Below are 18038 nucleotides of genomic sequence, written 5' to 3'. Positions count from 1 at the left end.
CGTAACTTCTGTTATGCTGATAAAGAGTCTCAAGTGAAAGGGAATAGAACTTATAATGAAATTTGCCGTGCTTGATTTTGAAACTACGGGAACCCAATCTGTGGGTGAGATCATCCAGGTTGGCCTTGCCATTATAGAAGAAGACCGGTCCATCTCCCGGGTGTATGGTTCTTACGTCAAGCCCGGAACACCGATTCCTCCTTTTATTACGGGCTTGACCGGTATCACCGATGAAGATGTGAAGGATGCGCCAGAGCTGGATGAGATGATGATGGAGCTCGTCCCGCTGCTTGACGATGTAGTGCTTGTTGGACATAATGTTGCTTTTGATTTCCATTTTTTGCAGAATGCTTTAGACCGCTGCGGCTATTTGCCGTTTCAGGGACGGATTCTGGATACGATCGATTTCCTTAAAATATGCTTTCCGTCACTAACGACCTATCAGCTGGGTGCGGTAAGTAACCATTTTGGCATCACTCATGACCGTCCGCACCAGGCGGACAGTGACGCAGAAGCTACAGCGATTGTGTTGCTTAAATGTCTCGAAGAGCTGTATAGTTTGCCTCTGCTGACCATTCAGCGTCTTAACGAGCTGTTTGCCGATGAAGACAGTGACTTGGCCTGGTATTTTGACGGCCTGCTGCGGGAGCGCGAGATGGAGACCTTCCAGCCGGAAGGAGAGCTGAATTTTTACCGTCAGCTTGCACTGGCTGTAGGCGACTGGACTGAGCTGGCGCCTCCAAGAGAAGAAGGTGTTGGCAATCCTGTGGAGAATGTATCCTTTGAGGATTATATGGCCGAGGTGACCAAACGGCTTAAGGATACGCTTCCGCAATATGAAAGCCGGGAAGCCCAGGAGATCATGATTGGCGAAGTGAATACGGCCCTTCAGGAGGACAAACATCTGCTGATCGAGGCAGGCACCGGAACCGGCAAATCGCTCGGTTATCTGCTGCCGGCCATTTATCAGAGCGTACGTACCGGGCAGAAGGTTATGGTCAGCACCCATACCATTAACCTTCAGGATCAGCTGCGCGAACGCGATATCCCGCTTCTGACCAGTGTTGTGCCTTTCCCGTTTAAGGCTGCGATATTCAAGGGGAGAGGGCACTATTTGTGTCTGCGCAAGTTTGAACATAAAATAAATAAAAAAGACTTCGTAAGTCCCCGGGAAGAAGCGCTTACGGCAGCGCAAATGATCGTATGGCTGACCCAGACGGAATCGGGTGACGATGAGGAGCTGAATTTGAGCGGTCGCGGCGGGGATTTCTGGGAGACGGTAGCCAGTGATACCGATTCCTGTCTGGGCCGTTCCTGTCCGTGGTTCCGCAAATGCTACTACCACCGGGCCAAACATGAAGCAGGGATTGCCGATGTGGTCATTACCAATCACTCCAAGCTGTTCGCAGACGTCAAAGCCGGGCACCAGCTGCTTCCGGCTTATGAGCATCTTGTCATTGACGAGGCCCATCATTTGGAGGATGTGGCGGGCAAGCATCTGGGCATGCAAATGAAGTATTTCACGGTAGCTCACACGCTTACAAGGCTGTATAAAGACAGCCGCAGCGGCCAGCTGCCGGCACTGCGTCAGACTCTGCAGTCCTCGGGCAGTGAGCAGGCTTCGGAGTGGAGCGGCGTAATTGATAAAATCTATCCCGACCTGCTTACCGTGAAGGAAACTTGGGATACACTGAGCGACAAGCTGTTCGGCCTATTGCCCGAACGCAGCGATGCAGCGGCAGGTGAAGCCGGCCAGCTGGTCACACGCCTGCTTCCCGGCAGCAAGCCCAAAGATTGGGAAGAGCTGGCGGCGCTGGAGAATACGCTGCACTTAGCCCTGAGCGACATCATCCGCAGGGGTGACAAAATGCTCAGCGAGATGCGCGATACGGAGAGTCAATCGTCTTCGGACAGCCTGGTGACCGATATCGGAGGCTTATTCAAGGATTTGGCATCCATCCGGGAACAAATCCGCTTCTTTATGGGTCTCAGTGACGATAATATCGTGTACTGGATGGAAGGGAGCGGCAACTACCGGGGCAAGTCGCTTCAGCTCTACGCCGTGCCTGTCGATGTAAGCAGCCAGCTCAAGGATCTGTTCTTCGACAAGAAGAAGAGCATAGTGCTGACCTCGGCCACGTTATCGGTCGACAAGTCCTTTCAGTTCATGATTGACAACCTTGGTCTTTCTGAAGCCTCAGAGCAAGGGCGTCTCATGACAGCGCTGCTGCCTTCACCGTTCAAGTACCGTGAACAGGCGCTGCTTGTCATCCCGCGCGATTTCCCCAGTGTTAAGGGCAGCGTAGGCGATGCGCGTTTTGTAGACAAGCTGGTGCATTCGCTGGCTGAAGCGGCGGCGGCGACCAAGGGGCGGATGCTGGTGCTGTTCACCTCCTACAAAATGCTGCGCCAGGTTTATGATCCGCTGAAAGAGGCCTTGGCTTCCCAGGACATTACGGTTTTGGGCCAGGGTGTGGAGGGAGGCAGCCGCAGCAAGCTGATCCGGCGTTTTCAGGACAGCTCTGCATCGGTATTGCTTGGAACAAGCAGTTTCTGGGAAGGAGTCGACATCCCTGGCGAGGCGCTGACCTGTCTTGCGATTGTAAGGCTGCCGTTTCAGCCGCCGAATCATCCGCTTGCTGAGGCAAAGGCAGAGCTTCTGCAGGCCCAGAAGAAGAATCCTTTTATGAAAATGTCTGTTCCACAAGCAGTTATCCGGTTCAAGCAGGGTTTTGGACGATTGGTTCGTACAGCGCAAGACCGGGGAATTGTTATTGTATATGATACCAGGGTCATCGAAGCTTATTACGGGAAGTACTTCCTGTATTCACTCCCTGGTCCGAAGATGGAGCACATGCTTACCGATCAGATGGTTCCGCGGATTGCGGAATGGCTTGACGAGGGCGGCGTTTCCTAATCTGTCATTGTATATAAATTTTTTTTATCTCTTTGTGCCATAGGCTGTGTCCCGTTCGTGGAGCGGGCACTGCACGTGGTTATCATACGATATCGCGTCAGTGCAATTCTAAATTAGGAGGAGAAAACATGAAATCGGATAAAATATCGGAGGCCGTCGTTCGCAGACTCCCAGTGTACCTGCGTTTCCTGAACGATCTCCAAAAGCGTGAAATCTCAACCGTTTCTTCTCAGGAACTCGGGCAGAAGCTGGACCTTAATCCGGCGCAGATTCGTAAGGATCTGGCCTATTTTGGTGATTTCGGCAGAAAAGGCATTGGATATGACGTGTCTTATCTCATCGAAAAGATCCGTCATATTCTGAAGCTGGATCAACAAATCAATGTGGCCCTGGTAGGTGCCGGTAACCTCGGTCATGCCTTGTCCAATTACAATGCTTATCTGAAGGATACTATGAAAATCACCGCTGTATTTGATTCTTACGCTCCCAAGATTGGACAAAAGATCAACTCTCTTACGGTTCAGCCAATGGAGGAGCTGAGTCAGACCATCCGTGATCAGGGAATCCGGATCGGGATCATCACTGTACCGGACAGCGAGGCACAGAATGTGGCTGATATTCTGGTAGAATCGGGCATCGAGGCGATCCTGAATTTTGCACCGGTCATTCTGAAGACACCTGCAACCATCCGGATTCATGCTGCCGACTTTACGACTGATCTGCAAAGTCTGGCGTATTATTTACATGATGGAAAGGAAGGAATTACAGATGAGCAGCAATAAGATGATAATTGCAAACGGACGTTTTCTGGTTCCCGGAAGCGAGAAGCCGGTCCTGAGCGGTTATATGACTATAGAAAATGATTTGATCACATACATAGGGGAAGAGAAACCCGTTTTTGAACAAGGCACAGTGACGCTCGACGGCAGCCGCCTGCTGTTCATGCCGGGTCTGGTCAATACCCATGGCCATGCTGCGATGTCGCTGCTGCGCGGCTACGGGGATGATATGGTCCTTCAAGCCTGGCTGCAGGAGAAAATGTGGCCGATGGAGGAGAAGTTTACGGGAGATGATGTCTACTGGGGCACTTCCTTATCCGTTCTGGAGATGCTGAAAGGCGGCACAACCACCTTTTTGGATATGTATGATCATATGGACCGGGTGGCCGAGGTGGTCGAACATTCCGGCATCCGTGCGGTGCTGATGCGCGGTGTTATTGGTCTATGTCCTGAAGAGGTGCAGAACCAGAAGCTTGCGGAAGCTGTTGCGTTCGCCCGCAACTGGCACGGCAAGGCTGACGGCAAAATTACAACCATGATTTCACCGCATGCCCCGTATACTTGTCCTCCGGACTTTTTCATGCGGTTTGTGCAGGCAGCACATGATCTGGACCTGCCGATGCATACGCATATGTCGGAAACGCTGCGTGAAGTGGAGCAGAATGCCGCTGATTACGGCCTGCGTCCTGTAGCGCACCTGGAGAAGCTGGGAATGTTCACCCGCCCGTCCTTAATCGCCCATGGTGTCCATCTGAACGATGAGGAGATCGAAATCCTCGCCCGCCACAAGGTGGGGGTGTCCCATAACCCGGGCAGCAACCTGAAGCTGGCCAGCGGGGTTGCGCGGGTGCCTGAGCTGCTGAGAGCCGGAGTCAAAGTTTCGCTGGGTACGGACGGGGCGGCAAGCAACAATAATCTCGATATGTTCGAGGAAATGCGGCTTGCAGCACTGATCCATAAGGGCGTCAGCGGGGATCCTACCGCAGTTCCCGCACCGGAAGCGCTGCTGATGGCCACGCAGTACGGGGCGGAATCAATCTTCCTGAACCAGGTGGGCCGCCTTGCAGCAGGGATGAAGGCTGATTTTATTGCGATTGATATCGACCAGCCCCATTTACTGCCGCATAGCGACTTGCTCTCCCACGCCGTGTATTCGGCCAGCGCCAAGGATGTCGAGCATGTCTGGGTGAACGGCAAGCAGATTGTGAAGCATGGTCAGTGCCTGACACTGGACGAGGAAGAAATCCGCCGGAAGGCGCAAGAAACTTTTGAAGGGCTGCTGAAGCGTTAATTCGACTGCCGCCGTAGTTGACATTATAACGTTTCATATATTAAGGAAAGGAAGCTGCATTTTGAGGAAAAGGAAAAAATGGCTTCTGCTGGGGATCGCTCTGTTTCTGCTCATTTTGTTCGGTCTAAGCCAATTTTATGCCTATATCATGAAGGACCAATGGAATGAACGCAGCGCGGCCAAAGAAGTTGCCAAGACCCGGGCGGGACTTACTGAGATATCCAAGGCGCAGAAATCGGTATGGGACGAAAATTCAGTGTACTGGGTGCTGACAGGGAAAAATAAAGCCGGTACGGATCTGATGGTGTGGGTACGTTTCACCGTAGACGGTAAGCCGGCCGGCGGTGATAACGGAGTTTATGCGGAAGAGCTGGCCAAAGGAACCTCGGAGAAGCAAATCCGCTCCATTATAGCCTCCCAGCTACCCGGCGTCGATATTAAACGGCTGCTTCCGGGAGTATATAATGGAGAGTACGCCTGGCAGCTTTTTTACAAGCAGGAGGGACGTTATTATTACAAGTTCTTTCGTTTTGCGGATGGTACAGCAATCGGGGATGGATATACTTTGCCGAGCAAGTAGAGGCAGGCTTGCAATAACAAATGAAAAGCGGACAAAGCGGACCAGTGCTTGTCCGCTTTTTTGCATAATATTGCTAATAAGTTGAACTAAAGCACAACCGAGGCAAAAGCAGCAGAGGGGAATTTTGGAACTGTAGGAGCGATAGGCAGTTTTTTTACTCTGACATTTTGTGAAATTTATATCCTACCTTATTTCAAGGTATCCCAATTTGATCCGGTTGCTGCTAAAGAGTTAAACCGCCGGAACCCCGTAGACCCACCGGCTTTCAAAGAAGATTATGATTTTGTTCAGGTGAACTCAGAAATGCTTGAGGCAGGAGTACATAAAATAAGGCGCGATATTACGTTGTCCTGTTCCAGAGAACCGCAAAAAACGCCTGGGTTCAGCATGAGCTGGCTGCCAGAATCAAGAATTACATAACGCAGAGAATTCAGGGGGGCTATGAAGAAGAACGCCATGGGTGCAAGATATTACAAACTGTCTGAACTTTTGAAAGGTGAGAAAATTGTAACAAGCAGTAGATAAAATTAGTTGATGATGGGGGAAGGTCGTGGATTATTTAACGTTAGCGGTGTACGTAGTTTCTCTTGCAGTTGGATTGGGAGCAGTGAAATATGGGAGAAAGAACAAAAGGAGGAAGCTGGTGGCTCTTGGCTTTATTATCCTTTCCTTTGAAATAGCCTTGCCAGTCCTTTCATTTGCCGCCGGGTTTATGGATGCTGTGGGTATATATTGATGATACTGAGTACATAACGAAGTATATACAAATAGCAATATCGAAGTCAGGAGAAATTAATATATTAGCAGAATAGAAAAGGGCCTGAATGGATTAATCATTCAGGTCCTTTTTGCCGATAAAGGAGCAAGGATTGAAGGGAATGCCCAGAAATTAGTATCAAAAATTTTAAATATATTCACACTTTCGTGCGAAATCGTATATACACCTGTGATATACTTCTACTTGTATTAAGACATGCTTAAGAGCATGTCAGTCTCGGATGGGCGCTAGACACGCTATTTATTGCAAATCATATATTTAAGTTTGGTCAACTTGAGAGGAGGACGTTTCTTGAAACTGCGTCTTGTGCCTGTACTGCTAACGTCTCTGTTGTCTGCTACACTGCTCTTTGGCAGCTTTTATGCTTATCGTCAATTTGCGGTCCATGAGCCGCTTGATAAGATAGTATCGGCTTATGAAGGTGTTAATCATTCACATATTACTATTAACCGCAATGAGGTAACCTTGAAACTGGATTTGAAACCTGGCACGAAATTGCGCGAGCTGGTGCAATACGTGAACACTGAAGGCAAGTCAGCCATTAATGGACGGTCGCTCAAGCTGGACGTTGATCAGCATTCCAGTAAACTGCTGGACGAATATTGGGATAAAGCGATGTTCTCAGTAGCAGAAGCGATGGAAAGCAAAAAGTATACACTTATACCTGCTAAACTAGATGGATTGAAAGAGCAATTTCAGGAATACAAGAATGTGACTGCAACAACTGAAATTGATGACAACAACGTCTATGTGAGCCTGAGCAACGGTGAAGAGAGCAAGTTCATCATTTTACCGCGTGCAGCGGCAACGATGGGAGTGTGGAACAATGCCTAAGTGGTGGAAAGAGATTATAGCCGGATTTGTTCCGGTCCTGCTGATATTTATGGCTTTTGTGGGCATTAACATTATTCCTGTCATCATAGCAGCCGGTATGGTTTGTGCACTCCTGGTGATCGCCCATTTGCGCGGCGGGTTGACGGTGAATGCGGGCGGGGACAAGAAACGCAAGAAGAATGGCCCTTCCAAGCTTACGTTTGAAGAAATCGGCGGTCAGGATAACGCGAAGCAGGAGTTGCGGGAAGCGCTTGATTTCCTGATCCGGCACGAAGAAATCAGCAAGTTCGGGATTCGTCCGCTTAAAGGGATCTTGCTTACAGGCCCTCCGGGAACTGGTAAAACGCTGATGGCCAAGGCTGCGGCTCATTATACCAATTCCGTGTTCGTTGCCGCTTCAGGCAGTGAATTCGTGGAAATGTACGTCGGTGTCGGTGCCGGACGTGTCCGTGACTTGTTCAAGGATGCCCGGACCCGTGCAGTGAAAGAGAATAAGCAAAGCGCCATTATCTTTATTGATGAAATTGATGTTATCGGCGGCAAACGTGAAGGTGGCCAGCAGCGTGAATACGATCAGACGCTTAATCAGCTGCTGACCGAGATGGACGGGATCTATAACAATGATACACCGCGCATTCTGCTTGTTGCGGCAACAAACCGCAAGGAAATGCTGGATTCAGCGCTGCTGCGTCCCGGCCGCTTTGACCGTCATATCCAGGTGGATATGCCTGACAAGAAGGGCCGCAAATCAATCCTCGATCTGCATGCCAAGAATAAGCCGCTGCATGCTGAGGTGAATTTAGACAAGATCGCCGAGGAAGCCTACGGATTCTCCGGTGCACAGCTGGAGAGCGTCATGAACGAAGCGGCGATTTATATGATGCGCGAGAATCTGACCGAAGTCGAGCAGCGCCATCTGGCGATGGCGATTGACAAGGTGATGATGGGCGAGAAGACTGACCGCGAAACCAATCATGAAGAGAAACAGCGGGTGGCCATCCATGAGCTTGGACATGCTATTATGGCGGAGCTGCTGCGTCCGGGCAGCGTCAGCCAGGTTACCTTGACTCCGCGTGGACAAGCACTTGGTTATGTTCGTCATAACCCGCAAACCGAGCAGTATTTGTATACCAAGGATTATCTGGAGAATCAGATTATGATCGCGCTTGGCGGAGCAGCTTCCGAGGAGATGTATTATGGGGGCCGCAGCACAGGTTCACGCGGCGATTTCGATCAGGCGCTGAATATTGTCGAGACCATGATGAAGTCGGGACTCACGTCACTTGGGATCGCCAACCTGGAAATGGTAACTACAGAAGAGCTGATGAAGGAAAATAGCAAGATTCTGGATGAGCTCATGGTTCGTACCCGGGACCTGCTGGAGAAGCAAAGAAATGTATTTGATTACTCTCTTGACATTTTAATGAAGGAAGAAGTCCTCTCCGGAGAGCAATTTCGTTGTCAATTTCGTGACAGTGTCCTTTTACCGGCATAATTCTTTATGCCGGTTATTTTTTTTTACTTTTCAGACATGCTAAGATATTATTATATGTCGGGCTACATATTTTTTACGACAGAAAAGGTACAATACAAAAGTATAGATACCTGAAAGGATGGAGACTTTTTTATGAATTTTAAAAAAATAGGTGTCATCGGCGGTGGCACAATGGGACAAGGGATTGCTGAAATGCTGGCAGCCAAGGGTCTTGATGTTATGCTGGTGGAGAAAAACACGGAAAGACTGGAATACTCCTACGAAATGATCGAGACAAGTCTTGATAAACAATTGGAGAAATGGGCGATTACCCAAGCAGAAAAGAAACTGATTCTTAGCCGCATCCAAAAAGTGACACATTTCGCCGAGCTCAGCTCGTGTGATATGGTCATCGAAACAATTACGGAAGACCTGGAAGCTAAGCAAAAAGTATTTAATCAGCTCGACCAAGTGTGCCCGAGCCACATTATTCTTGCCAGCAACACGTCAACGCTCAGCTTGACGGAGCTTGCCAGCTCTACAATGTACCCGGAACGCGTAATCGGCATGCATTTCATACATCCGGTAGGTAAGGTGGATCTTGTGGAGATTGTACGTGGACTGAAGACATCTGACAGTACCTTCGAAGACACCAAAGCTTTTGTTGACGAGGTCGTTGAGAAAAAAGGCGTAATGATTTATGAATCCCCAGGATTTGTTAGTTCGCGCCTTATTTGCTTGTTCATTAACGAAGCTATGCATGTTCTGCAGGAAGGTGTCGCTTCCCCAGAGGATATTGACGACGCAATGCGCATCGGTTATCAGTTCCAGTATGGACCGCTTGAAATGGCTGACCGTTTCGGTCTGGATTCGATTCTTGCCGCACTGGATAACATGTTCCGTGAGTATGGGGAACTGAAATACCGTCCATCGACTATTCTTAAGAAGATGGTGCGTGCGGGACAACTGGGCATGAAATCGGGCGAAGGCTTCTTCAAGTATGACAAGGATGGTGACCGTGTATGAACGTATTAGTAATTAACTCAGGAAGTTCTTCTTTGAAATATCAGTTGTATAATATGACAGATGAATCTGTATTGGCCAAAGGGCTGGTAGAACGCATCGGGATGGATTCTTCCATTCTGAACCATAAGCCAACAGGCAAACCGGAAGTCACTGAAGTCAGTGAAATTCTGGAACACAATACCGCCATCCGCAAGGTTCTGGCTTGCCTGACAGACAGCGAGCATGGCGTAATCAGTTCGATCGAAGAAATTAATGCCGTAGGCCACCGTGTAGTTCACGGGGGAGAATTCTTCAAGGAATCCTCATTGGTTGATGGCGATGCCAAGTCGAAGATCCGTCAATTGTTCGACCTTGCTCCACTGCATAACCCGGCTGCTGTGATGGGGATTACGGCTACAGAAAAGAATATGCCCGGCGTTCCGCAGGTTGTTGTGTTTGATACAGCCTTCCACCAAACGATGCCTGAGAAGGCTTATATGTACGCTATCCCAAGAGTGCTCTACAACAAATACAAAGTCCGCCGCTACGGAGCACACGGCACCTCGCATGATTTTGTCAGCAAAGCTGCAGCGGAATATCTTGACCGTCCGCTCGAGGATCTGAAGATTATTACTTGTCACATCGGTAATGGTGCCAGTGTTACTGCGGTTAAAGGCGGAGTATCTATTGATACTTCCATGGGGATGACACCACTGGAAGGTCTGATGATGGGAACACGCAGCGGTGATCTTGACCCGGCAATCGTTCCTTATGTGATGAACAAGGAAGAGCTGTCCGTAGGCGAAGTGAATTCCATGCTCAACAAACATAGTGGATTGCTGGCTATTTCTGGCATCAGCAGTGACATGCGTGATATTATTGATGGTGCAGAAAAAGGCGAGCCTAACTCTACGCTTGCTTTTGAAATGTATGAATACCGTCTGCGCAAATACATCGGTTCTTACGCAGCAGCTATGAACGGTGTGGATGTTATCGTGTTCACTGCCGGCGTGGGTGAGAATGCATCCCTGTTGCGCGAAAGAGTGTTGAATCAGCTTACGTTCCTCGGAATCGAACTGGATACAGAAGCCAATAAGGTTCGTTCCGGTGATCCGCGCCGCATCTCTACAGTTGATTCCAAGGTGCAGGTGCTTATAGTACCGACGAACGAAGAGCTTGTTATTGCACGCGATACCTATCGTATTGTGCAAGGGGTTAACGGCTAAACTAGAGGAGAGATCGTAGGCATGGCAAACAAGAGTGTAATTAAACGCGTTAATGAACATGTCGGAGAGAGTGTTGTTATCGGCTGTTGGGTAAACAACAAGCGCTCCAGCGGTAAAATTCAATTCCTGCAGCTCCGGGATGGTACAGGCTATATCCAGGGGGTTGTTGTAAAATCCGAAGTGCCTGAGCAGGTCTGGGATGATGCCAAAAGCCTTACCCAGGAAAGTTCCTTGTATGTGACCGGCATTATCCGCGAAGAGCCGCGTGCTCAATCGGGATATGAGATGACCGTGACGGGCATCGAGGTTCTGCATCTTACCGAGAACTACCCGATCACACCGAAGGAGCATGGCATCGATTTCCTGATGGATCATCGTCATCTCTGGCTCCGCTCCGCGAAGCAGCGGGCCGTACTGGTGATCCGTGCAGAGATTATCCGCGCTATTCAGCAGTTCTTTAATCAGAACGGGTTCACAAAGGTGGATCCGCCGATCCTGACACCGACATCGGCTGAGGGCACTACCAACCTCTTCCACACGAAATATTTTGATGAGGATGCTTATTTGACGCAGAGTGGCCAGCTTTATATGGAAGCTGCAGCAATGGCGCTGGGCCGCGTGTATTCCTTCGGTCCTACTTTCCGTGCTGAGAAATCAAAGACCCGCCGCCACTTGATCGAGTTCTGGATGATCGAGCCGGAGATGGCTTTCACGGATCACGAAGAAAGTCTGAAAGTTCAGGAAGAATTCATCAGCTTTATCGTACAATCGGTACTGACCAACTGTCGTGCTGAGCTGGAAGCGGTAGGCCGCGATGTCTCCAAGCTGGAGAATATCAAAGCGCCGTTCCCGCGTATTACTTATGATGATGCGATTAAGTTCCTGAACGATAATGGTCATGAAATTGCCTGGGGCGACGATTTTGGTGCGCCGCATGAAACCGCAATTGCTGAAGCCAATGACAAACCTGTCTTTATTACGCATTATCCGGCTTCGTTCAAGGCTTTCTACATGAAGCCGCATCCTGAGCGTCCTGAAGTTGTACTCTGTGCGGATATGATTGCTCCGGAAGGTTACGGGGAGATTATCGGCGGATCGCAGCGGATCGACGATCCGGCATTGCTGGAGGAACGTTTCAAAGAACATAATCTTTCGATGGATAGCTATAAATGGTACATGGATCTGCGCACCTACGGTTCAGTGCCACACTCCGGCTTCGGTCTTGGACTCGAACGCACAGTGGCCTGGATTTGTGGTCTGGATCATGTGCGAGAAACGATACCGTTCCCTCGTACGCTGTACCGTCTCTACCCGTAAGGGCATAAAGGGGGCTGGTGCATGGACGGCAAAGGATGGAGTACATGGGGCGAAGGAATGGCTGCTGGTCTTCAGAATGGAATGGCCATCATTCCTTATGCACTCTTGAAGCATTACCGGAAGCTGAATCTCAGCGGCAGTGAGGCGATGCTGCTGATTCACCTTCTGTCGTTCCGGCAGGTAGAGGGCATCGACTTTCCTTCGCTGGAGGAACTGCAGGCTGTAACAGGCCGAAGTATCGCTGTCATAGCGGGAGAACTGCAGAAGCTCATGAAGGAAGGGTTTATCAGCATCGACGAAGATAATGATGAGCTGAGAGATATCCATTATGAGCGCTACAACTTCTCTGGAATGTATACAAAGCTGGGTGCTTATCTGGCTGAAGCTGCGAAAGAGGCTTTAGAGGATAAGAACGCTGGAACGGCTCCTTCACGCGAGGCAGCCCGCTTTGCTACCGGTTTTCCCGTTCTGGACGGGGGATACGGCAGAACGGCTGTCGCTGTACCCGGCAAGGCCGCTGATGAGAGCCGTAGTCTGTTCAGTATCTTCGAGAAGGAATTCGGCCGTCCACTGTCTCCGATGGAATGTGAAACAATCTCCGGCTGGGTGGATCAGGACCGGTACCCGGAAGAGCTGATTCTGCTTGCCTTAAAAGAATCGGTATTCGCCGGGAAGGTTCATTTCCGCTATATTGACCGCATCTTGCTGGAATGGGCCCGCAACCGGGTGAAAAACGCCGAGGATGTTAAGAACTACACACAGAAGTTCCGCAGTGGTGGAAGATAGCGGCACAAACGGAAGAATCCTGTTGCTGGGAATAAAGCAACAGGGTTCTTTTTTGTTGTTTGCAACAATCGAAGTGAGGATGAGGTTAAAAAAGCTGAATAATAAGAAGCCCGCGCCATTCCGTGAGGAAAGTGGCTGCGGGCTTCTGTGCGATCCTGAGTTGCATGGGCTGGAGTTTAGGACAGTTCCTTCTCCAGCGCAACACCCATCTCGCGTGAGCGTTCTGCACAGCGGTTAACTGCGGCTATGACCGATTCGAAGAAGTCGGCCTTTTCAAGCACCTCAATGGCTGCTTGCGTTGAGCCGTTTGGCGAAGTGACCTTCTTGCGCAGTGCTGCCGGTTCCTCACCCGTCTGCTGCACCATGCGCGCAGCGCCGAGGACAGTCTGCACGGTCAGCTCGGTGCTTTGCTGCGGTGGAAGTCCGCCGCGGATGCCGGCAGCGATCATCGCTTCCATCATGTAGTAGATATAAGCCGGACCGCTGCCGGAAATTCCGGTTAAGGTCTCCATTCGTTCTTCCTCAATCACAGCTGTAATACCAACGGATTCAAAGATGTTGAGCGCCGTACGGCGTCCTTCTTCATTAACTTCTTTGGAATACACAATTCCTGTAGCTCCAAGGCCGATGGAACTGGAAGTGTTGGGCATCGTACGCACAACAGGCTGAGAGGTGCCCAACAGGCCATGAATCGTGCGGACGGTCAGACCGGCTATTACGGAGATCACCAGCTGATCCGGTGAGAGCACAGATCCTAATACGCGCAGCGCTTCGGCAGCGTCCTTGGGCTTCATCGCCAGGACAATGACTGGAGCCGTCCGCAGATGTTCAATTTTTTGTTCCGGATCATTGCAGCCAAGCACGCCATAACGGCTGCGCAGCTCAGCCAAACGCTCGTTGCTGCTGCGGTTCAGCATAACGATATTGTTGGAATCAATGACATTTCGGGCAATCATGCCCCGTACAATTGCTTCTGACATTGAGCCTGCGCCATAAAAAAGAATTTTATGATTGATCAGTGGAATTGCGGGTTGCTGACACATGGCTAAAAGTCCCCCTTGTTCTTTGTACTAACTCCGGATTTGGCCGGAGCCATATATTTTATATTTGCATGAAGTGAGCGCGGGCAGGCCCATCGGGCCGCGGGCGTGCAGCTTCTGGGTGCTAATTCCGATTTCGGCGCCGAATCCAAATTCAAAGCCGTCTGTGAAACGGGTCGAAGCATTATGGTATACAGCTGCTGCATCCACTTCCTGCAGGAAACGGGCTGCATGTTCAGTATCTTCGGTTACAATACACTCGGAATGTTTGGTACTGGACTCGGCAATATGCCGCAGCGCTTCTTCCAGTCCGCTGACTATCCGGACGTTAAGAATATAATCATTGTATTCTGTCGCATAATCCTCCGCAGTAACCGGCAGTGCCCAAGGTACAAGGGCAACCGTTTCCGGACAACCGCGTAATTCTACAGAAGCTGTGCGGAAGGATTCCGCAAGGGAAGGTAAATATTGTATGGCAAAGTCGCGATGAACGAGTAGCGTCTCCATGGAATTGCATACGGACGGGCGCTGGGCTTTGGCGTTCAGGCTGATTTGCTCTGCCATATCAGGACGGGCACTTGCGTCGAGATAAGTATGGCATATACCCGCACCTGTTTCAATTACCGGAACAGTAGCGTTGAGCACAACATTCTGGATCAAGGAACTTCCGCCGCGCGGGATAATGACATCCAGCAGCCCGTTAAGTTTGAGCATCTCATCGACGGAGGAACGGTTTGGGTCCTCAATCAGCTGCAGTGCACCAGGCGGCACCGCGGTTTGGGCCAAGGCGGCATGCAGCACTTCAACAATTTTGCGGTTCGAGGACAGGGCAGAAGAGCCTCCCCGCAGAACTACGGCATTGCCTGTCTTAAGGCAGAGACCGGCCGCATCCACGGTAACATTGGGACGGGCTTCGTATATAATCCCGATCACGCCAAGGGGTACGCGGATTTTCTCAATGGAGAGACCGTTCGGACGGTTGATGGTTTCCAGCGTGTCGCCGATAGGGTCGGGCAGCACGGCGATTTGCTGCAGACCTTCTGCGATGCTGTTGATCCGTCCGACATCAAGGGCGAGCCGGTCTAGCATCGACTCTGGAGTGCCGGCCAGCCGGCCGCGTTCCAGATCTTCGCCGTTAGCGGCAATGATGGCTTGAGCTTCGCGGCGCAGGGCCTCCGCCATTACTAGCAGCGCTTCATTTTTTTGACCGGTAGTCAGGCTTGCCAGTACACCGGTTGTTTCTTTGGCCAATGTGGCTTTATTCACGACTTCACTCATATCCGTTCCTCCTAAAGTTTTATTAGCCAAGCGTTCAGAAACGTCTTTTATTATGTCTGAATCAACATATTGTTGACTTACTTAGGGTCAATCATCAACCCGGACGTTACCGTAAAGTAATCCATTCATCACGGTGGATGACCTCAAGCCGGTGTACTTCGCCCAGCTTAGGCACAATCTCACGGCTGGGAAGCCCCTGAATGCTGCGGAGCTGGGCGTCATCATAATTCACAATGCCCCTTCCCAGCAGCTTGGCGTCTGGACCGAGTACTTCTACAACGTCGCCGGAGTGGAAGCTTCCTTCGATCCGCTTGACCCCTACGGGGAGCAGACTATGGCCCCCGTGGAGCAGTGCTTCAACGGCTCCGTCGTCCACATAGAGGGAACCAAGCGGCGTGGACATGAAACCGAGCCACTGTTTTTTGACGGGGAGAGAAGAGAGTGTGGTGGCAAAATACGTGCCTTTGCCGTCGCCTGTTGCCGCCAGCTCCAGATCGCCGGGTTCGGTGGCTCTGCCGATAAATACCGGCACTCCGCCACGGGTTGCAATCTTCGCGGCATCAATCTTGGAGCGCATGCCGCCTGTCCCTACGCTGGAGCCTGCACCGCCGGCGATTGCATAAATCTCCGGTGTAATTTCCTCCACTTGCCGGTAACGAACGGCATCGGGATGCTTGCGCGGGTCTCCGCTGTATAATCCGTCCATATCCGTGAGGACGAGCAGACGCGTTGCCTTCAGCAGGTTGGCAACCAGAGCGGAGAGAGTGTCGTTGTCGCCGAATTTCAGCTCGTCGACAGATACGGTGTCGTTCTCGTTAAATACCGGTACGGCACCCTGGCGGAGCAGTTCTTCCACCGTCATTACGGCGTTGTTCATCGCCCGCCTGCTGCAGAAATCGGTGCGGGTCAGCAGGATCTGTGCAGTGGGTATTCCCTGCTGCGCGAACGCTTCCTGGTACGCCTGCATCAGCAGGACCTGTCCAACCGCCGCCGCTGCCTGCTTCTCATGCAGAAGCTTCGGACGGGACGGGTAGCCGATGCCGCGGAATCCGGCCGCTACAGCGCCGGAGGTTACTAGCAGGACCTCGCAGCCAGCCTGGCGGAGTGCGGCAATCTCGGCAGCGAAGAAGGCCACGGCGGAACGGTTTAACCCGCCCTCCGGACCGGTAAGTGAGCTGCTGCCGATTTTGACTACGATTCGTGTCGTCATTGTTCTTCACTTCCTTCTTAAAATAATAAAGATAACCCAGAAAACGACAAAAAGCCCCCATCCTAAGACTTAGCAAAGGACGAAAGCATTGATTACTTCCGCGGTACCACCTTCATTGATGAGGGTTCATCCGACTTCATTCTCATAACGGGAGTTTCCGTCCTGCAGGGGCAGGCCGCTCGGGGGTAGGATTCAGAAATGATAACCGCGGTAAATCCTCTCAGCCTGCCGGAATTTACTCTCTGCTCGCGGATAGAGACATTTTCTTACTGGTCCCGTCTGCACGTTTCACTATTTGACATTTAGAATACCACGGTAAAGTGTGGTTTGCAAAGGGAGAACGAACTAATATTTTTTGGGAATAGCGGGAGTTTCCAATATTATGTTTATTCTCCGGGAGAATTTTAGAATCAGGCCATTCGGGAGTTTGTAGAGGAGAAAGCCGGTGATTCCGGAACAAAGGGACCGCTTGAATACAAAAAAATGCCCTTTCGTTTCCATTGCCGGAGCCGAAAGGGCATTTTTAAGGCGACACAATAATCATTTTGTTCTGTGCTACTCATCTGCCAGACCGGCAACGGTTGCTTTGAAAGTGCCGATGAAGGCTTCTGCGGCTTTGGACAAATAGCGGCCCCTGCGGTACGCAATCACCAGGGTTCGGCTTGGCACTGGTTCGGCCAGCGGCAGATAGACGGGAACAAACTCGCTGCGCGGGGCACGGGCGATAAAGTGTGGCACGAGTGTAACGCCCATTCCGGTAGCTACGAGGGATTGAACCGTCTCCATATTGTTGCTTTCAAACACGATGCGCGGCTCAAATCCGGCTTCGCGGCATAGCTCCACCGTCATTTTGCGGAACCCTTGGCCTTCTTTAAGCACGATGAACGGCTCATCCTTTAATTCTTCAAGAGAGGTGCGTGTACCCTTTGTGCTCCGGGAAGCCAAAGGATGCTCCGGCGGCACGGCCAGATCAATCCGTTCTTCACCAAGCACCTCGTAAGCAAGAGTGGGGATTTCCAGCGGGAGCGAAAGCAGGCTGAGATCAGTCTGGCCGCTTGCAGTCAGTTTCTCGAGATTCATTGAAGAATCCTCAAGCAGTGTAATTTCCACATCGGTATATTTCCGCTTGAACACTGGGAGTACATGGGGCAGCAGATGTGCTCCGGTGATCGGCATGCTGCCTACCACCACACTTCCCGTACGAAGCTGGGAAATATCAGACATTTCCTGGCGCAGCAGCTCCACAGCGTCGATAATCGCTCCTGCCTGTTCCACAAACTTGTGCCCGGCATGGGTAAGCTCTACCGAGCTAGTATTGCGCTGAAACAGCATGACCCCAAGCTCTTTCTCCAGCTTGGACAGCTGCTGGCTGAGCGAGGGCTGGGCGATATGCAGTTTATCCGCAGCACGGGAGAAGTTCCGTTCCGCCGCGATTTGCAGTGCATACTGTAATTGTCTTAGTTCCATTAGTAAGCTCCTTGAATGAACATCATTGCTTATAAGTATAACCTATAGTAAGTCAG

15 protein-coding genes are annotated in these 18038 nt (G+C 50.8%); 11 read left to right on the top strand and 4 right to left on the bottom strand.

Features of this window, described 5'->3' with window-relative positions; all coding sequences use genetic code 11:
- Positions 1 to 55: 55 nt before the first annotated feature.
- The 11 genes from dinG to AC3WT9_RS10865 all read left to right on the top strand — a co-directional run bounded on the left by dinG (position 56) and on the right by AC3WT9_RS10865 (position 12987).
- The gene (dinG, locus tag AC3WT9_RS10915; protein ID WP_341379132.1) at positions 56 to 2917 is read left to right on the top strand and encodes an ATP-dependent DNA helicase DinG; all 2862 of its coding nucleotides are present in this window, start codon (positions 56 to 58) and stop codon (positions 2915 to 2917) included.
- Between the two features lie 89 nt (positions 2918 to 3006).
- Positions 3007 to 3699 carry a redox-sensing transcriptional repressor Rex gene (locus AC3WT9_RS10910; RefSeq protein ID WP_341097724.1) on the top strand — a complete coding sequence of 231 codons (693 nt, stop codon included), beginning with the start codon at positions 3007 to 3009 and terminating at the stop codon, positions 3697 to 3699.
- Complete coding sequence (locus AC3WT9_RS10905) at positions 3686 to 4987, top strand: amidohydrolase (RefSeq protein WP_341094453.1); 1302 nt, start codon at positions 3686 to 3688, stop codon at positions 4985 to 4987. Before AC3WT9_RS10910 ends, AC3WT9_RS10905 begins: the two co-directional genes overlap by 14 nt.
- A 61-nt stretch (positions 4988 to 5048) precedes the next feature.
- Positions 5049 to 5567, top strand: a complete 519-nt coding sequence (locus AC3WT9_RS10900) for a cell wall elongation regulator TseB-like domain-containing protein (protein WP_341094451.1) — start codon at positions 5049 to 5051, stop codon at positions 5565 to 5567.
- 550 nt (positions 5568 to 6117) lie between these two features.
- Positions 6118 to 6303 (top strand): hypothetical protein, encoded by a 186-nt coding sequence (locus AC3WT9_RS10895; protein WP_341379131.1) that lies wholly within the window; start codon positions 6118 to 6120, stop codon positions 6301 to 6303.
- Positions 6304 to 6636: 333 nt separating this feature from the next.
- Complete coding sequence (locus AC3WT9_RS10890) at positions 6637 to 7179, top strand: hypothetical protein (RefSeq protein ID WP_341379130.1); 543 nt, start codon at positions 6637 to 6639, stop codon at positions 7177 to 7179.
- The gene (locus AC3WT9_RS10885) at positions 7172 to 8674 is read left to right on the top strand and encodes an AAA family ATPase (protein WP_341379129.1); all 1503 of its coding nucleotides are present in this window, start codon (positions 7172 to 7174) and stop codon (positions 8672 to 8674) included. Before AC3WT9_RS10890 ends, AC3WT9_RS10885 begins: the two co-directional genes overlap by 8 nt.
- Before the next feature lie 132 nt (positions 8675 to 8806).
- Positions 8807 to 9679: a 3-hydroxyacyl-CoA dehydrogenase family protein gene (locus AC3WT9_RS10880; RefSeq protein ID WP_341094443.1), complete on the top strand. Its 873-nt coding sequence runs from the start codon at positions 8807 to 8809 to the stop codon at positions 9677 to 9679.
- Entirely contained in the window at positions 9676 to 10884 is a 1209-nt protein-coding gene (locus AC3WT9_RS10875; RefSeq protein WP_341094441.1) for an acetate/propionate family kinase, read from the top strand. Before AC3WT9_RS10880 ends, AC3WT9_RS10875 begins: the two co-directional genes overlap by 4 nt.
- A gap of 21 nt (positions 10885 to 10905) precedes the next feature.
- Positions 10906 to 12201, top strand: a complete 1296-nt coding sequence (gene asnS, locus AC3WT9_RS10870) for an asparagine--tRNA ligase (protein ID WP_038594390.1) — start codon at positions 10906 to 10908, stop codon at positions 12199 to 12201.
- A 21-nt stretch (positions 12202 to 12222) separates the two neighbouring features.
- The gene (locus tag AC3WT9_RS10865; RefSeq protein ID WP_341094439.1) at positions 12223 to 12987 is read left to right on the top strand and encodes a DnaD domain protein; all 765 of its coding nucleotides are present in this window, start codon (positions 12223 to 12225) and stop codon (positions 12985 to 12987) included.
- A gap of 176 nt (positions 12988 to 13163) precedes the next feature.
- Here AC3WT9_RS10865 and proC read toward each other — a convergent pair whose 3' ends face one another.
- The 4 genes from proC to AC3WT9_RS10845 form a co-directional block, all read right to left on the bottom strand.
- Complete coding sequence (proC, locus tag AC3WT9_RS10860) at positions 13164 to 14030, bottom strand: pyrroline-5-carboxylate reductase (RefSeq protein WP_341094438.1); 867 nt, start codon at positions 14028 to 14030, stop codon at positions 13164 to 13166.
- 27 nt (positions 14031 to 14057) lie between these two features.
- On the bottom strand, positions 14058 to 15305 hold the full coding sequence (locus AC3WT9_RS10855) for a glutamate-5-semialdehyde dehydrogenase (RefSeq protein ID WP_341094436.1): 1248 nt from the start codon (positions 15303 to 15305) through the stop codon (positions 14058 to 14060).
- Between the two features lie 106 nt (positions 15306 to 15411).
- Positions 15412 to 16515 carry a glutamate 5-kinase gene (gene proB, locus AC3WT9_RS10850; protein ID WP_341094435.1) on the bottom strand — a complete coding sequence of 368 codons (1104 nt, stop codon included), beginning with the start codon at positions 16513 to 16515 and terminating at the stop codon, positions 15412 to 15414.
- 555 nt (positions 16516 to 17070) lie between these two features.
- A complete protein-coding gene (locus AC3WT9_RS10845; RefSeq protein WP_341094433.1) occupies positions 17071 to 17982 on the bottom strand; it encodes a LysR family transcriptional regulator in 912 nt (303 codons plus the stop codon).
- Between the last annotated feature and the right edge of the window lie 56 nt (positions 17983 to 18038).

Source organism: Paenibacillus sp. EB106-06-01-XG199, assembly GCF_058791575.1.
Note: the sequence above shows the minus strand (reverse complement) of the source record. Positions and strands in the feature narration are given on the sequence as shown.

Coding starts and splice junctions, on each gene's coding strand:
- AC3WT9_RS10875 (WP_341094441.1), top strand. CDS start 9,676: ATGAACGTATTAGTAATTAACTCAGGAAGTTCTTCTTTGAAATATCAG.
- AC3WT9_RS10855 (WP_341094436.1), bottom strand. CDS start 15,305: ATGAGTGAAGTCGTGAATAAAGCCACATTGGCCAAAGAAACAACCGGT.
- asnS (WP_038594390.1), top strand. CDS start 10,906: ATGGCAAACAAGAGTGTAATTAAACGCGTTAATGAACATGTCGGAGAG.
- AC3WT9_RS10865 (WP_341094439.1), top strand. CDS start 12,223: ATGGACGGCAAAGGATGGAGTACATGGGGCGAAGGAATGGCTGCTGGT.
- AC3WT9_RS10845 (WP_341094433.1), bottom strand. CDS start 17,982: ATGGAACTAAGACAATTACAGTATGCACTGCAAATCGCGGCGGAACGG.
- proB (WP_341094435.1), bottom strand. CDS start 16,515: ATGACGACACGAATCGTAGTCAAAATCGGCAGCAGCTCACTTACCGGT.
- dinG (WP_341379132.1), top strand. CDS start 56: ATGAAATTTGCCGTGCTTGATTTTGAAACTACGGGAACCCAATCTGTG.
- AC3WT9_RS10885 (WP_341379129.1), top strand. CDS start 7,172: ATGCCTAAGTGGTGGAAAGAGATTATAGCCGGATTTGTTCCGGTCCTG.
- AC3WT9_RS10905 (WP_341094453.1), top strand. CDS start 3,686: ATGAGCAGCAATAAGATGATAATTGCAAACGGACGTTTTCTGGTTCCC.
- proC (WP_341094438.1), bottom strand. CDS start 14,030: ATGTGTCAGCAACCCGCAATTCCACTGATCAATCATAAAATTCTTTTT.
- AC3WT9_RS10880 (WP_341094443.1), top strand. CDS start 8,807: ATGAATTTTAAAAAAATAGGTGTCATCGGCGGTGGCACAATGGGACAA.